Source organism: Gordonia liuliyuniae, assembly GCF_021738805.1.
Classification (GTDB): domain Bacteria; phylum Actinomycetota; class Actinomycetes; order Mycobacteriales; family Mycobacteriaceae; genus Gordonia; species Gordonia liuliyuniae.
This window is the reverse complement of record NZ_JAKKOR010000005.1, coordinates 197,662-212,368: the sequence shown is the minus strand read 5'-3', so window position 1 is coordinate 212,368 and position 14,707 is coordinate 197,662. Positions and strand designations below refer to the sequence as shown.

Genomic DNA, 14,707 nt, shown 5'->3' with positions numbered 1-14,707 from the left:
GGATGTTCGTCGCATGTCAGTGCCCCAGAATCTTCGACAGGAAGTCACGGGCACGATCGGACTCGGGTGCGGTGAAGAAGCTCTCCGGGTCGGTGTCTTCGACGATCGCGCCGTCGGCCATGAACAGGATGCGGTCGGCGGCCTTGCGTGCGAAGCCCATCTCGTGGGTGACGACGACCATCGTCATGCCCTCCTTGGCGAGCGACACCATCACGTCGAGGACCTCGGAGACCATCTCCGGGTCGAGGGCGGACGTCGGCTCATCGAACAGCAGCACTTTCGGGCCCATCGCGAGGGATCGGGCGATCGCCACGCGCTGCTGCTGGCCGCCGGACAGCTGGGCCGGATACTTGTCCTTCTGCGCTTCGACGCCCACGCGTTCGAGCAGCCCGAGTGACTGCTTCTCGGCGTCGGCCTTGCTCTGCTTGCGGACCTTGATCGGTCCGATCGTGACGTTCTGCAAGATCGTCTTGTGGGCGAACAGGTTGAACGACTGGAAGACCATGCCCACATCCGAACGCAGACGCGCGAGATCGCGTCCCTCTTCGGGAAGGAGTTGCCCTTCGATGCGGATCTCACCGCTGTCGATCGGCTCAAGTCGGTTGATGGTTCGGCAGAGCGTCGACTTCCCGGAACCCGACGGGCCCAGGACGACGACGACTTGCCCTCGGGGGATCTCGATGTCGATGTCACGGAGCACGTGGAGATCACCGAAGTGCTTCTGAACATTTCTCATCGAGATCATCGGGGTGGCGTTCGCGTCGCTCATAGCGTCTAACGGTAGTTGTGGGACCGGCCGCAACACAGCAGGACCGCCAATCCCGGTGTGTTCGCCTCGAGCGGCTTCGGCGATTCTCCTCGATCAGGCACCCCGGCGTAACCTGTCAACTGTGAGTGGTGCAGTGACGAAGTCGTATTCGGTTCGGACGTTCGGATGTCAGATGAACGTCCACGACTCCGAACGCATCTCGGGCCTTCTGGAGAGTGCAGGCTATGTGGCCGCCGACGACGGCGACGACGTGGATCTGGTGGTCTTCAACACGTGCGCGATCCGCGAGAACGCCGACAACAAGCTGTACGGCAACCTGTCGCATCTCGCGCCCGTCAAGTCGTCGCGGCCGGGGATGCAGATCGCGGTCGGCGGATGTCTGGCGCAGAAGGACAAGGACGTGGTCCTGCGTAAAGCGCCGTGGGTGGACGTCGTGTTCGGCACGCACAACATCGGGTCGTTGCCCGCGCTGCTCGATCGGGCACGCCACAATGAGGAGGCGCAGGTCGAGATCCTCGACGCGCTGGACACTTTTCCGTCGACGCTGCCCGCGCGCCGGGACTCCGCCTACGCCGGGTGGGTGTCGGTGTCGGTCGGCTGCAACAACACCTGCACGTTCTGCATCGTCCCGTCGTTGCGCGGCAAGGAAGTCGATCGTCGCCCCGGCGACGTTCTCGCCGAAGTGCAGGCGCTCGTCGATCAGGGTGTCCTCGAGGTGACACTCCTCGGCCAGAACGTGAACGCGTACGGCATGTCGTTCGCCGACCCGGACACGCCGCGCGACCGCGGAGCTTTCGCTCAACTCCTCCGGGCGTGCGGTGACATCGACGGGCTCGAACGGGTCCGCTTCACGTCGCCGCACCCCGCCGAGTTCACCGACGACGTCATCGAGGCGATGGCGCAGACTCCGAACGTCTGCCCGCAACTGCACATGCCGCTGCAGTCCGGCTCGGACCGCGTACTCAAGGCGATGCGCCGCAGTTACCGCAAGGCCAAGTTCCTCGGAATCCTCGACCGGGTCCGTGAAGCGATGCCGCACGCTGCGATCACGACCGACATCATCGTCGGCTTCCCCGGTGAGACCGAAGAGGACTTTGCTGAGACGCTCGACGTCGTCGAGAAGGCGCGCTTCTCCAGCGCGTTCACGTTCCAGTACTCGGCACGGCCGGGCACCCCGGCGGCGTCCATGGACGACCAGGTCCCGCCCGCGGTCGTGACCGAGCGCTACCAGCGCCTCATCGCCCTGCAGGAACGGATCTGCCTGGAGGAGAACACCCGTCTCGTCGGCACCGACGTCGAATTGCTCGTCGCCGCCGACGAAGGCCGAAAGAATGCGAAGACCGGTCGGATGACCGGCCGGGCACGCGACGGTCGACTCGTGCACTTCGCGGTCGGCGACCGCACGGACGTGCGTCCGGGCGACATCGTCACCAGCACCGTGACCGAGGCCGCGCCTCACCATCTGATCGCCGACGCGGGCCTCGCCTCGGTGCGACGGACCCGCGCAGGCGACGCCCACGAGGCGGGTACGACCCCGACGACCGCGCCCGTAGGCGTCGGTCTCGGTATGCCGACGATCGGGGCCGCGCCCGCTGTCGAGCCCGTCTCAGCATGTGGAACAGGAGGATGCTCATGAGCACATCGGATTCGAATCCGACCGATCGAGCGGCCGAACGCGAGGCGTTCGGCGCGTTTGAGGACGACTTGCGCAAAGCCGAACAGAAGGTGGCAGGCGAGATCGACCCGGGCGCGCGCGCGGTCGTCGTCGCCGTCTGCGTCCTGGTCGCGCTCGTGTCGGTGGTGCTCCCGCACGCGGGCGACGCGAACGGCCTCGACGTGTTGACGATGTCGTCGGACACCGGTGCCGAACAGATCGCGTTGCCGTCGAAGATCTTCGTCTACATGCTCGTGATCTTCGGCGTCGGATTCTCCATGCTGGCGTTGGTGACCCGGCGCTGGGTTCTCGCGTGGATCGCGTTGTGCGGCTGCGCCGTCACCTCCGTCGCAGGCATCTTGGCGATATGGACGCGGAACACGGTCGGCGTCGACTCGCTCGACATGACGAGGCCGTCGGGGGCAGGCATCGGGTTGATCCTCGGATGCATCACCATGATCGTGTTGACGTTCCACTGGGCCCGCGTGGTGTGGGCACGGACCAATTATCACTTGGCGCTCGAAGCCGAGCGGCGGGCGAAGGCAGCCGACCTCGACGCGCGCGGACGTTCACTGCAGACGCTCGTGGAACACCGCGACGACGCAGTGCCCCACGACGACTGACTGGAACTCTGGCGAACTGACTGGGACTCTGGCGAGCGCAGGTCAGCGATCGGTGAGCGCCGACTGAGCGGTCCCCGCCCAGTCGCGCCACTGCGCAGCCTGCTCGCGGAGCGCCGCCGCATCCTTGTCCTTGCCTGCTTCGGCGGCTTTCGCGGCCTGCACTTCGAGCTTCTCGGCTCGCTCAGCAAACTGCGCGGCGCGCGCCTGCGCCTCCGGATCGGTACGGGCCCACTCTGAGTCCTCGGCGTCGCGCACCGCCTTCTCCAGCGCGCGCACCCGGCCTTCCAGAGTGTGCATCTTCTCGCGCGGCACCTTGCCGATCTCTTCCCACTTATCGCGGAACACGCGGAACGCTCGGCGCGCTGCGTCGAGGTCGGCTACCGGATCGATGGTCTTCTCCGCCTCGGCGAGCAGAGCGGCCTTCGCGTCCGCGTTCTCGGCGAACTCGGCGTCGCGTTCGGAATTCACCGCGTTGCGCGCTTCGAAGAACACGTCCTGTGCCGCTTTGAACCGGGCCCACAACGCGTCGTCGGCGTCGCGAGGCGCACGGCCTGCGGCCTTCCACTCTTGGAGGAGATCGCGGAACTTGCCCGCGGTGGGGCCCCAGTCCGTAGACGACGACAGCGCCTCGGCCTTCTCGATCAGCTCCTCCTTGCGGGCGCGGGCGCCTGCACGTTCACGATCGAGGTCGGCGAAGTAGGCGCCGCGACGCCGGTTGAACGCGTCACGAGCCTTCGAGAATCGTTTCCACAGCGCGTCGTCGGTCTTGCGGTCGACGCCCTTGATGGTCTTCCACTCGTCGAGGATCGCGCGCAGGCGGTCGCCGCCGGCCTTCCACGAGGTTCCCTCGGCGCCGATCGCCTCGGCTTCGCTCGCCAGCTCCTCCTTGCGGGCGATCGCTGCGGCGCGCTGCTCGCTCCGTTCGGATCGGACGGCTTCGGCGACATCGTCGGCGCTGGCGATGATCTTCGTCAGTCGCGACGTGAGTTCGTCGACGTCGCCGATCACCTGCGCGGTCGGGAGGGCTTCGAGCATCTGTGCGGCCGCAGTCTGAGTCTTGCGTGGGTCGCCCGAGTGGGCCGCGAGCCGTTCCTCGAGGATCTCGACCTCGGTCGCCAGGTCGGCGAACTTGCGGGCGAAGTGCGCGAGCCCCTCCTCCGGGGGGCCTGCCTGCCACGAACCGATCTGGCGTTCGCCCGATGCCGTGATGAGCCAGACGGTGCCGTCGGCGTCGACGCGTCCGTACTCCGCCGGATCGCCCAGCGTGACATGGTGAACGGAGACTGCAGGGACCGGGCCCAGCCCGGTCGGGGACGGCCCGGCGGGCGCAGGTGCGGACGTGCCGGGACGAGGACCCGGGCGCGGTCCTGGTTTGGGTCCGGGCTTCGGGGCTGGCGTCGGGTTTGTCATCTCGGGTGTCCCTCATCTAGGTCTCTCGCCGCGCGTCACGGCCGCCGGTAACTTCCGTCTTCATTCAAGCAGGTCAGACTCCGATGTGGGGTGAGGCTTCGGCATTTGGGCAAAGCGGAGTCGGTGACGGTAGCGTCGTTGCGGTGTTGGCCGAGCTTGCGATCGTACCGAGCGCACCACTCCTGGTGCCTGAATTGTCTGGACGCGATGCGGCGGAGGTCGACGAGGTCCGGGCCGCGGTACTCGACGCAGCCCGGTCGTTGGGGGGCGCGGCGCGCACGTGGGTCGCGATCGGCGTCGACGGCCCGCCTCGCCTGTTCTCGGCGTTCGGTGTCGACGTACCGGTCGCCGCATCGCCGGGTCGAGAAACGCCGGCTCGAGAAACGCCGGACTCAGGCTCCGGCACGGATCCGATGCCCCTCGCGATGCTGATCGCGTGCTGGTGCCGGGGCCGGGCGGACGCCCCGGTCGAGCTCCGCCGCGTTCTCGTCGACCCGGACGCCACACGGGACGACGCTCGCCGGCTTGGCGTGGACCTCGCCGCGGCGATCGCGGCCGACCCGGAGCCGATCGGCGTCCTCGTCGTCGCGGACGGGGCGACAGCCCTGAGCCCGTCGGCGCCCGGGGGTGGGGACCGGGAGAGCGCGCACCGACTCCAAGACGTGATCGACGCGGCGGTGGCCGCAGGCGACGTCGACGAGCTCGCCGCCCTCGACCCGCTCGCATGCGAGCTGGACGGTGTCGTCGCACGTCCGGTGTTCGCCGCGCTCGCCGGCCTGTGCGCGGACGTCGACGTCGACGTCGACGTGCGATATGCGGGAGCGCCCTACGGTGTCGGCTACACCGTCGCCACCTGGTCTCCGACATCTCCCGTGCGAGCACGGTCGTGACCGCCCCGGTCGCCGTGATCGGCCCGACTGCGAGCGGAAAGTCAGCGCTCGCACTCGATCTGGCCGAACGCCTGTCCGGCGAGATCGTCAACGTCGACGCGATGGCCCAGTACCGCGGCATGGATATCGGGACCGCGAAACCGCCGGTGGACGCGCGGCGCGGAATCACCCACCACCTGTTCGACGTCCTCGACGTCACGGAGACGTCGACCGTCGCAGGGTACAAGCAGGCGGCGACCGCGGTGATCGACCGACTCCTGGCGGCTGGACGGACGCCGGTGATCGTCGGCGGATCGATGATGTACGTCCAGGGGCTCCTCGACGACTGGGCGTTCCCGGCCACCGACCCGCTGGTGCGGGCCCGATACGAGGAGCGGCTGGCACAGATCGGGGCACGCGCGCTGCACGCCGACCTGGCGGCGGTCGACCCCGCGGCTGCGGACACGATCGGCGACTCGGACGGCAGACGGATCGTCCGGGCTCTCGAAGTCGTGGAGATCACCGGCCAACCGTTCGCGGCGTCGGCTCCGACGATCGGTGAACCTCGCTGGGGCACTACGATTCTCGCGATCGACCGCGATCGAGCCGAACTCGACGGGAGGGTCGTCGCCCGGACCTCACAGATGTTCGCCGACGGGTTCGTCGACGAAGTCGTCGCGCTGTGCGATCAGGGGTTGCGAGAGGGGAGGACGGCGTCCCAGGCCATCGGCTACGCGCAGGTCCTCGCATACCTCGACGGCGAGTACGACATCGAGACCGCGCAGGAGCGCACCTACATCGGCACCCGGCAGTACGTGCGACGGCAACGGTCGTGGTTCCGCCGCGATCACCGCGCCGTCTGGCTCGACGCGGCGTCGCCGACGCTGCTCGACGAGGCGCTGACCGTCGTCGAACGCGTAACATCCGAGCCATGACTGCTGCGCCGACGTTCGCGTTCGTCAAAGGCCACGGAACCCAGAACGACTTCGTCGTCGTCGACGACCCCGATGTCCGGCTCGACCTCACCGAACGCCTGGTCAGCGCGCTGTGTGATCGGCAGCGCGGGATCGGGGCCGACGGTGTGCTGCGGGTGGCATCAGCGCGCGCACTGGTGGCGGCCGGCGTACTCGGGGAGTTCCCGGACGGCGTCGGGCCCGACGACTGGTTCATGGACTATCGCAACGCCGACGGGTCGATCGCGGAGATGTGCGGCAACGGCGTCCGTGTGTTCGCTCACTATCTGCGCACCACCGGGCTCGTCGACTCCGACTCCTTCACCGTCGGTTCGCGCGCGGGCGGGCGTCCGGTGGTCGTGCACTCGTGTGATCCGTCCGCCGCCGACGTCAGCGTCGCGATGGGACGTGTGCGTCTCGACGGGCGCAGCGACGTCCAGATCGCCGGCCGCACGCTCACCGGCGAACGAGTGGACGTCGGCAACCCGCATCTCGCGTGCGTCGTCGACGAGTTGAGCGTCGACGAACTCGGCGCGCTCGATCTCACAACCGGAGCGGTGGTGGACGCCGCCGCGTTCCCTCACGGTGCGAACGTCGAGATCCTCACCGCGCTGCAACGCTCAGACCACGACGTCGACTTCACCGCGCACATGCGTGTCTTCGAACGCGGAGTCGGCGAGACTCGTTCGTGCGGTACAGGTCTCGTCGCCGCAGCCAGTGCGGCGCTCCACGGGATAGGGCGCGACCACGGGGTGGTCGGCATCGCGGTCCCCGGGGGAACGGTGGTCGTCACGGTCGCCGATGGTGCCGCCGTCCTGCGCGGTCCGTCGCGTCTGGTGGCGCGCGGTGAACTCCTCCCGGAGTGGAGCGCCGGATAAACCAGGTGCGTCATCGCTGCTCGACGGGGCACAATGGTCCTTGTATGACTGACATGACACGAACTGATTCCCCGACCGCCGACTCACCCGCGCGGGTAGACCTCGCGGGGGCACCGACCACCGGTGAACTCGCCCTCGACGACCGCGCGTCGCTGCAGCGCATCGCCGGACTCTCCACCGAACTCGACGACGTCACCGAAGTCGAGTACCGGCAGCTGCGCCTGGAACGGGTGGTACTCGTCGGCGTGTGGACGTCCGGGACCGTCGCGCAGGCACGCGCCAGCATGGCCGAGCTCGCGGCGCTCGCCGAGACCGCGGGATCACAGGTCCTCGAGGCGCTTTTCCAGCGACGCTCCAAACCCGACCCGGCGACATATCTGGGCTCCGGCAAAGCACAGGAACTGCGCGAAGTGGTTCTGGCGACCGGTGCGGACACCGTCGTCTGCGACGGTGAACTGACTCCGGCCCAGCTGACGGCGTTGGAGAAGGTCGTCAAAGTCAAGGTGATCGACCGGACCGCACTGATCCTCGACATCTTCGCCCAGCACGCGACCTCCCGCGAAGGCAAGGCCCAGGTGTCGCTCGCGCAGATGGAGTACATGCTCCCGCGTCTGCGCGGCTGGGGCGAGTCGATGTCCCGACAGGCGGGCGGCCGAGCGGGCAGCAACGGCGGCGTCGGCCTGCGCGGTCCGGGCGAGACCAAGATCGAGACGGACCGGCGGCGAATCCGTGAGCGAATGGCCAAGCTCCGCAGAGAGATCCGCGGAATGAAGACCTCGCGCACCGTGAAGCGTTCGGCGCGCCGTCGCGGCGGTGTGCCCGCGCTGACTGTCGTCGGCTACACCAACGCGGGCAAGTCGAGTCTGGTGAACGCGATGACCGGATCCGGTGTGCTCGTGCAGGACGCGCTGTTCGCCACCCTCGATCCGACGACGCGACGTGCGGAGCTCACGGACGGCCACGAAGTGGTGTTCACCGACACCGTCGGATTCGTCCGACACCTGCCGACCCAACTCGTCGAGGCATTCCGGTCGACCCTGGAGGAGGCCGTCGACGCCGACCTGCTGATCCACGTGGTCGACGGCGCCGATCCGTTCCCCGACTTGCAGATCTCGACGGTCCGCCAGGTGCTGCGCGAAGTCCTCGACGAGGAGAAGCTGCCGGCCCCGCCGGAACTGCTCGTCATCAACAAGGTCGACGCCATCGACGATCTGCGGATGACGACACTGCGCTCGGAGTTCCCCGACGCGGTGTTCGTGTCGGCACGCACCGGTGAGGGACTGCCGGATCTGTTCGCCGCGGTCACCGAGTTCGTGCAGCGCGACGACGTCGAAGTGGACCTGCAAGTCCCCTTCTCACGCGGCGAGGTCATCTCGCGTCTGCACCAGCACGCGCACGTGATCACCACCGATCACAACGAGAAAGGCACCCGCCTGCATGCGCGGATGCCGTCCTCGTTGGCGGGCGAGTACGCCGACCTCATCGTCTGAGCGGGCTAGTCGGCGTCGAGATCCTTGGCGACGAGCGCGGCGATCTGATCGACGGCGGCCTGGTCGTCGCTTGCGACGGTCACGGACGCGCCCTTTTCGGCGCCGAGCGTCATGATCATCAGCGCGCTGCCCGCGTCGACGGGGTCGCCGCCGTCCACGGCCAGGGTCACCGGGGCGCCGAGACCGGTCGCGGCTTCGGCGATCAGGGTGGCGGGACGCGCGTGCAGGCCGACGGCCGAACCGACGGACACAGTGGTGCTTGGCATGGTGGTGCCTTTCTACTTCGGAGGTATCTGGTCAGGCGAGCGCGGGCTCGGGCGCCTTTTCGGGGGTCTTGGTCGTGGTCTTGATCTGCTTGGTGGCGATCACGCCGATCGCCGCGACCACCATGCCAACGACAATAGCGATCAGGAACTTCCACCAGGTGCCGTTCATGGCGAACATGACGAACACGCCGCCGTGGGGCGCCCGCAACTGCACGTCGAGCGCCATCGACAAGCCGCCGGTAACTGCGCCGCCGAGCATCATCGGCGGGATCACCCGAAGGGGATCGGCGGCGGCGAACGGGATGGCGCCTTCGGAGATGAAGGACGCGCCGAGCAGCCAGGCGGCCTTGCCGTTCTCCCGTTCGGGCTCGGTGAACAGGCCCGGTCGCAGCACGGTCGCGAGGGCGAGCGCCAGCGGTGGGACCATGCCTGCGGCCATCACCGCGGCCATGAACTCCCATTGCGCGATGCCTGCGCCCGCCGTGCCCAGTCCGGCGACGCCCACCGCGTAGGCGGCCTTGTTGACCGGACCGCCGAGGTCGAAGCACATCATCAAACCGATCACGACGCCGAGGACAATCTTGGACGTGCCCGACATGGAGTTGAGCGCATCCTCGAGTTCGGTGTTGACCCACGACAGCGGACGCGAGAGCAGCATGAACATGACTGCGCCGGTCACAGCGGTCGCGATCAACGGGATGATGACGACCGGTTGCAGACCGCGAGCCCACTGCGGAAGCGGGATCCGTGAGATCCAGAGCGCGACGACGCCCGCGATCAGACCGCCGACGATGCCGCCGATGAAACCGCCGCCGACCGTCACTGCGATGACACCCGCGGTGAAGCCCGGCGCGAGCCCCGGCCGGTCGGCGATCGCGTACGCGATGTAGCCGGCGAGGACCGCGACCATCAGACTCATCGCCGTCGAACCGACGGCGAAGCTGACGCCGCCGATGTACTGGGCGAGGCCGCCCGCGGGCAGATCCCACAGGCTGTTGTGCAGAGCGACGTACGCGCCGTCGGACATATCCGGCGACAGTGTGCTGCTGCCGATCTCGTATCCGGCGATCAGGAAGCCCAACGCCATCAACAGGCCGCCCGCGGCTACGAACGGGATCATGTAACTGACGCCGGTCAGCAACGCCTGCTTGAGGCGGCCGCCGACACCGATACCGCTGCCGTCGGTCTCGTCGACGTGATCGGTAGAGTCGCCCGCGGCGACGGTCCGCGCGTGCGGATCGGTGGATGCGGCGACAGCCTCGGCGATCATCGCGTCTGGCTCGTTGATGCCGCGTTTCACGCCGGACTCGATGAGTGGCGTGCCCGCGAAACGTTCTCGGCCCTTTACCCCGACGTCGGTCGCGAAGATGACGGCGTCCGCATCTGCGAGCTGGTGGGCCGTGAACGGTGTGGTGCCCGACGATCCCTGCGTCTCGACCGCGAAGTCGACATCGGCGCGTTCGGCGGCCAATTTCAGGGCGTCCGCCGCCATGTATGTGTGGGCGATACCGGTGGGGCAGGCCGTGACCGCCAGGATCGAGGTGCGGTGCCCCTGCTTCTCGACACTCTGCTTCTCGACACTCTGCTTCTCGACACCCGGCTTCTCGACACCCGGCTTCTCGTCGGTCGGGGCGGTCGCGGGTCCTGCCGCCGCGGGCTTCGCCCCGGGTGAGACGGCCTCGGTGACGAGCGTCACTACGTCGTCGGCTTCGCGCGCGTCCCGCAGACTCTGGACGAACTCTTTCCGCACGAGTGCGCGGGCGAGCGCGCTGAGCACCTTCATGTGCTCGCTGCCCGCGCCAGCGGGCGCCGCGATGAGGAAGACGATGTCGGCCGGTCCGTCGGTGGCGCCGAAGTCGACGGGCTTCGACAGGCGGGCCATCGCGAGAGTCGCGACTGTCACCGACTCGGCGCGGGCGTGGGGGATGGCGATGCCGCCCGGTAGTCCGGTCGGTGAGCTCGACTCGCGGGCGAGCGCGCCGTCGATCAGGTCAGTGGGATCGGACGACCGTCCGTCGTCGCCGACGAGTCCGGCGAGCCGCCGGATGACCGCGTCGGCGTCGTCGCCTGCGTCGGCGTCCAGAAGTACCAGGGACGGTGTGATGATGGGGTCGGACATGGCCTCTGCCTTTAGTGGTGGGGGTGGGATTCTCAGGAGAGTCGGGTGACGGCGACCGGTCTCGCGATGACGGTGCTTGCATCGACGAGGTCCGGTGTCGGCGGGGTGGTTCCGGGAAGTGCGGCCGCGGCCGACCCGTAGGCGACCGCCGTCTGTAGACGTGTGGGCTCGTCGTCTCCTCGCCGCTCCGAAATCAGATAGCCGGCCAGTGACGAGTCTCCCGCGCCGACGGTGCTGCGGACCCGGATCGCGGGAGCGGTCGCGAACCACACGCCGTCGCCGGTCGCGAGCAGCGCGCCCGAACCGCCGAGAGTGGTGAGCACTGCTCCGCCGGTCGTCGCCGCAAGACGCGCCGATGCGTCGGCAGCGACCGAGGGATCGCCTGCGGCCGCACGGCTCTCGAGGACGGTCGGGTCCGCGCCGGTCAATTCCGCCAACTCCTCGGCGTTGGGCTTGAGTAGGTCCGGTCGCGTCCGCGCGACCAGAGCAAGGGGTTCGCCCGATGTGTCGACGGCGACGCGTACGCGAGTGCCCGCAAGCTCGTCGACGAGGTCGGCGTACCACGACGGTGACAGTCCCGGGGGCAGCGAGCCGCACAGTGCGAGCCAGTCCGCGCCCGCCGCGAGTTCGACGACGGTGGCGGAGAGTCGGGCCGCCTCGTCGACGTTGAGCGCGGCGCCGGGGGCGTTGACCTTGGTGGTGACGCCATCGGGGTCGACGAGCGTCACGTTCACGCGGACGTCGCCCGTCACGTCGACGGCGACCCGCGAGAGCCCGACCGCGTCGAGGTGTCGAACGAACGGGTCGTCCGCACGGGCGGGCATCAGCGCCATCGCGTCCATGCCCGCCGCGGAGACCGCCCGCGCCACATTGACGCCTTTGCCCCCGGGCTGATCGCCGGAGCCTCTCGTGCGGTGCACGCCGCCCGGCCGGAGCGGACCGTCGAGTTCGACGGTCCGGTCGATGCTGGGATTGGCGGTGACAGTGAGAATCATGCGATGACCACCTCGATGTCGTGGGAGGAGAGGACCGAGGCCAGGCCGGGGTCGACTCCGTCGTCGGTGACGAGCACGTCGATGTCGGCGACCGCGCCGAACGTGACGAGTTCCTGCCGGTTGATCTTCGATGAGTCGGCGAGGACGACGACCCGGTCACAGGCGGCGATCATCGCGCGTTTGACGGCCGCCTCGTCGATGTCCGGGGTGGAGAGCCCGTCAGTGAGCGTCAGGCCGTTGGTACCGATGAAGCCGACGCTGGTGTGCAGCCCGGCGAGCAGGTCGCACGCGTCGGCTCCGACGGACGCCTGCGTCTTCGGGCGGAGTCGCCCACCGACGAAGATGACGTTCGAGCGTGGCAGAGCGGTCAACGTCGCGGCGATGGGCAGACTGTTGGTGACGAACTGGTGACGCGCGTCGGCGCCGATGGCGGTGGCCGCCGCGAACGTCGTGGTTCCGGCGTCGAACAGGACTGCGCCGCCGGCAGCGGGTAGGAACTGCTGGGCGGCGGCGCCGATCGCCGCCTTCTGCGTGCGGCGCGCAGCTTCACGTTCGGCGAGGTCCGGCTCGTCCACGACAGCGGCCACGTCGAGCCGTACGGCACCGCCGTGGACACGGATCAGTGAGCCCGCGCGCTGCAGCGCGGCCAGGTCGCGCCGCACGGTCTCACCGGTCACCGAGAACCGCTCGGACAGGTCGGCGACCGATACGCGTCCCCGCTCGCCCACCTCGACGGCGATGGCCTGCTGACGTTCCTCGGCGTACATCTCGTGCGCTCTCCTCAGTGATGACCAAAATCAGTGATGCCCAAATCAGTGACGACCAAATCAGTGACGACGAAATGTTGATTCATCTGTGAATGTTTGGACTTGATCTGTGTCTACCCGCGTTTTGCTTGCAAAGTCAAGACATTCTTGTAATCTCTCTCACATGAACGCCAGTGAGACTGCAGCGGCCGTGCCCAATCCGTTCGACGCGTCGATCGTCGTCACCGGGACCCCGGTGGTCGGAGGCCTCGCGTACGGACCCGTGATCCGAGTGGGGGACAGACCGATGTTCGACGCCCACGCGCCCGAGGTGCCCGAAGGCGAACGCGACGCGCAGAAGCGGGCGTTCGTCGACGCCGCCGAAGCAGTGGGTGCGCGATTGGCCGACCGGGCCTCGCACAGCACCGGCGTCTCCGCCGAAGTCCTCACCGCGACGGCGGGTCTCGCACGAGACCGAGGCTGGATATCGGCTGCTTCCGGACTCATCGAATCGGGCACCCCCGCGTCTGCCGCGGCGGCCGCGGCGACCGAGAAGTTCGTTGACATGTTCACCAAGCTCGGGGGTGTGATGGCTGAGCGGGTCACCGATCTTCGCGACGTGCGCGACCGGGTGGTCGCCGAACTCCTCGGGCTGCCGGAGCCGGGCATCCCGACGCCCGAGACGCCATCGATCCTGTGTGCCGACGATCTCGCTCCGGCTGACACGGCTGGCCTGAATCCGGCACTCGTCGTCGGGCTCGCGATGCGCCAGGGCGGGCCGAGTAGCCATACCGCGATCATCGCTCGCCAACTCGGGATCCCGTGTGTCGTCGCCACCGCAGATCTCGATGAGATCCCTTCGGGTGCAGCGGCGTACATCGATGGTGACGCCGGGACCGTCGGGTCCGAACCGGATGCCGCGGCAATCGCCGCAGCGGTGACGCGGGCGCGGGAGCAGGCCGCCCTCGTGGCGTCGTGGTCCGGTCCCGGGGCGACCGCGGACGGGGTGCCGATCGCGATCCTCGCGAACGTCGCCGACGGCGTATCCGCTCGGACCGCGACGCAGTCACCGGTCCAGGGCGTCGGGCTGTTTCGGACCGAGCTCGCGTTCCTGGACCGTGCGACCGAACCGACCGTCGACGAACAGGCTGCGCTGTACCGGGAGGTCATCGAGGCGTTCGATGGCCGGAAGGTCGTCATCCGGACCCTCGATGCGGGCTCGGACAAGCCGCTGAGATTCGTCGACACCGAGCTCGAGCCGAATCCGGCGATGGGTGTGCGCGGCAATCGGACGGCGCTCTCGCATCCCGAGATCCGGCGCGGACAACTCGATGCGCTCGCGGCGGCTGCTCAGGGTTCCGCAGCCGTGCCGTGGATCATGGCGCCGATGATCGCGACGGTGGACGAGGCGCGCGAATTCGCCGCGCAAGTGCGCGACCGGGGCATGATTCCGGGTGTGATGGTCGAAGTGCCGTCGGCCGCGATCATGGCCGACGCGATCCTCGCCGAGGTCGACTTCGTCTCGATCGGAACCAACGACCTCACGCAGTACACGATGGCTGCCGACCGCATGTCGCCCGAGCTGGCGTCGCTGACCGATCCGTGGCAGCCTGCGGTCCTCGCCCTGATCGGCATGGTGGGCGCCGCGGGAGAGCGGACAGGGAAGAACGTCGGCGTGTGCGGCGAAGCGGCGGCTGATCCGCTACTGGCCTGTGTCCTCGTCGGCCTCGGGGTGCGTTCGCTGTCGTCGGCGCCCGCTGCGTCGGCGGCAGTCGGCCTCAAGCTCGGCACCGTCACGATGCAACAGTGCCGCGAGGCCGCGCGTGCGGCGCTCGCGGCGACCAGTGCATCGGGTGCGCGCGACGCGGCGCGCGCTGTGACGGGCTAGAGTCTCGGCACTAGATGGTCGGGTGCACCTAGCTCCATGGTCGGGTG

The 14,707-nt window shown here is 68.5% G+C and carries 13 protein-coding genes; 7 read left to right on the top strand and 6 right to left on the bottom strand.

Going from position 1 to position 14,707, the window contains the following annotated elements:
* Positions 1 to 16: 16 nt before the first annotated feature.
* Positions 17 to 745, bottom strand: a complete 729-nt coding sequence (locus L5G33_RS06580) for an amino acid ABC transporter ATP-binding protein (protein WP_236997642.1) — start codon at positions 743 to 745, stop codon at positions 17 to 19.
* Between the two features lie 145 nt (positions 746 to 890).
* Between L5G33_RS06580 and miaB the strand changes: the two genes are divergently transcribed.
* A complete protein-coding gene (miaB, locus tag L5G33_RS06575) occupies positions 891 to 2,405 on the top strand; it encodes a tRNA (N6-isopentenyl adenosine(37)-C2)-methylthiotransferase MiaB (protein ID WP_308191541.1) in 1,515 nt (504 codons plus the stop codon).
* On the top strand, positions 2,402 to 3,046 hold the full coding sequence (locus tag L5G33_RS06570) for an Rv2732c family membrane protein (RefSeq protein ID WP_236997362.1): 645 nt from the start codon (positions 2,402 to 2,404) through the stop codon (positions 3,044 to 3,046). The genes miaB and L5G33_RS06570 overlap by 4 nt, the downstream gene beginning before the upstream one ends.
* 42 nt (positions 3,047 to 3,088) lie before the next feature.
* On the opposite strand, the gene L5G33_RS06565 is transcribed toward L5G33_RS06570, so the two are convergent.
* Entirely contained in the window at positions 3,089 to 4,456 is a 1,368-nt protein-coding gene (locus tag L5G33_RS06565) for a DUF349 domain-containing protein (protein WP_236997361.1), read from the bottom strand.
* 143 nt (positions 4,457 to 4,599) lie between these two features.
* Here L5G33_RS06565 and L5G33_RS06560 point away from each other — a divergent pair, with 143 nt between their 5' ends.
* The 4 genes from L5G33_RS06560 to hflX are packed head-to-tail and all read left to right on the top strand — an operon-like array spanning position 4,600 to position 8,646.
* Positions 4,600 to 5,346 (top strand): class III extradiol ring-cleavage dioxygenase family protein, encoded by a 747-nt coding sequence (locus tag L5G33_RS06560; protein ID WP_236997360.1) that lies wholly within the window; start codon positions 4,600 to 4,602, stop codon positions 5,344 to 5,346.
* Positions 5,343 to 6,260, top strand: coding sequence for a tRNA (adenosine(37)-N6)-dimethylallyltransferase MiaA (miaA, locus tag L5G33_RS06555; protein WP_236997359.1), 918 nt, complete (start codon positions 5,343 to 5,345; stop codon positions 6,258 to 6,260). Before L5G33_RS06560 ends, miaA begins: the two co-directional genes overlap by 4 nt.
* Positions 6,257 to 7,156 carry a diaminopimelate epimerase gene (gene dapF, locus L5G33_RS06550; RefSeq protein ID WP_236997358.1) on the top strand — a complete coding sequence of 300 codons (900 nt, stop codon included), beginning with the start codon at positions 6,257 to 6,259 and terminating at the stop codon, positions 7,154 to 7,156. The genes miaA and dapF overlap by 4 nt, the downstream gene beginning before the upstream one ends.
* 44 nt (positions 7,157 to 7,200) lie before the next feature.
* Positions 7,201 to 8,646, top strand: a complete 1,446-nt coding sequence (gene hflX / locus L5G33_RS06545; protein ID WP_372476867.1) for a GTPase HflX — start codon at positions 7,201 to 7,203, stop codon at positions 8,644 to 8,646.
* A gap of 5 nt (positions 8,647 to 8,651) precedes the next feature.
* Here the strand turns inward: hflX and L5G33_RS06540 are convergent, their stop codons facing one another.
* From L5G33_RS06540 to L5G33_RS06525, 4 genes are read right to left on the bottom strand one after another with little or no spacing between them, the layout of a single operon-like run.
* A complete protein-coding gene (locus L5G33_RS06540) occupies positions 8,652 to 8,912 on the bottom strand; it encodes an HPr family phosphocarrier protein (RefSeq protein ID WP_236997356.1) in 261 nt (86 codons plus the stop codon).
* A 31-nt stretch (positions 8,913 to 8,943) separates the two neighbouring features.
* Positions 8,944 to 11,031 (bottom strand): PTS fructose transporter subunit IIABC, encoded by a 2,088-nt coding sequence (locus L5G33_RS06535; protein WP_236997354.1) that lies wholly within the window; start codon positions 11,029 to 11,031, stop codon positions 8,944 to 8,946.
* Positions 11,032 to 11,063: 32 nt separating this feature from the next.
* A complete protein-coding gene (locus L5G33_RS06530) occupies positions 11,064 to 12,026 on the bottom strand; it encodes a 1-phosphofructokinase family hexose kinase (RefSeq protein WP_236997353.1) in 963 nt (320 codons plus the stop codon).
* Positions 12,023 to 12,793, bottom strand: a complete 771-nt coding sequence (locus tag L5G33_RS06525) for a DeoR/GlpR family DNA-binding transcription regulator (RefSeq protein WP_236997352.1) — start codon at positions 12,791 to 12,793, stop codon at positions 12,023 to 12,025. The genes L5G33_RS06530 and L5G33_RS06525 overlap by 4 nt, the downstream gene beginning before the upstream one ends.
* 163 nt (positions 12,794 to 12,956) lie before the next feature.
* On the opposite strand from L5G33_RS06525, the gene L5G33_RS06520 reads away from it, so the two are divergent.
* Entirely contained in the window at positions 12,957 to 14,660 is a 1,704-nt protein-coding gene (locus tag L5G33_RS06520; RefSeq protein WP_236997351.1) for a phosphoenolpyruvate--protein phosphotransferase, read from the top strand.
* Positions 14,661 to 14,707: the final 47 nt, after the last annotated feature.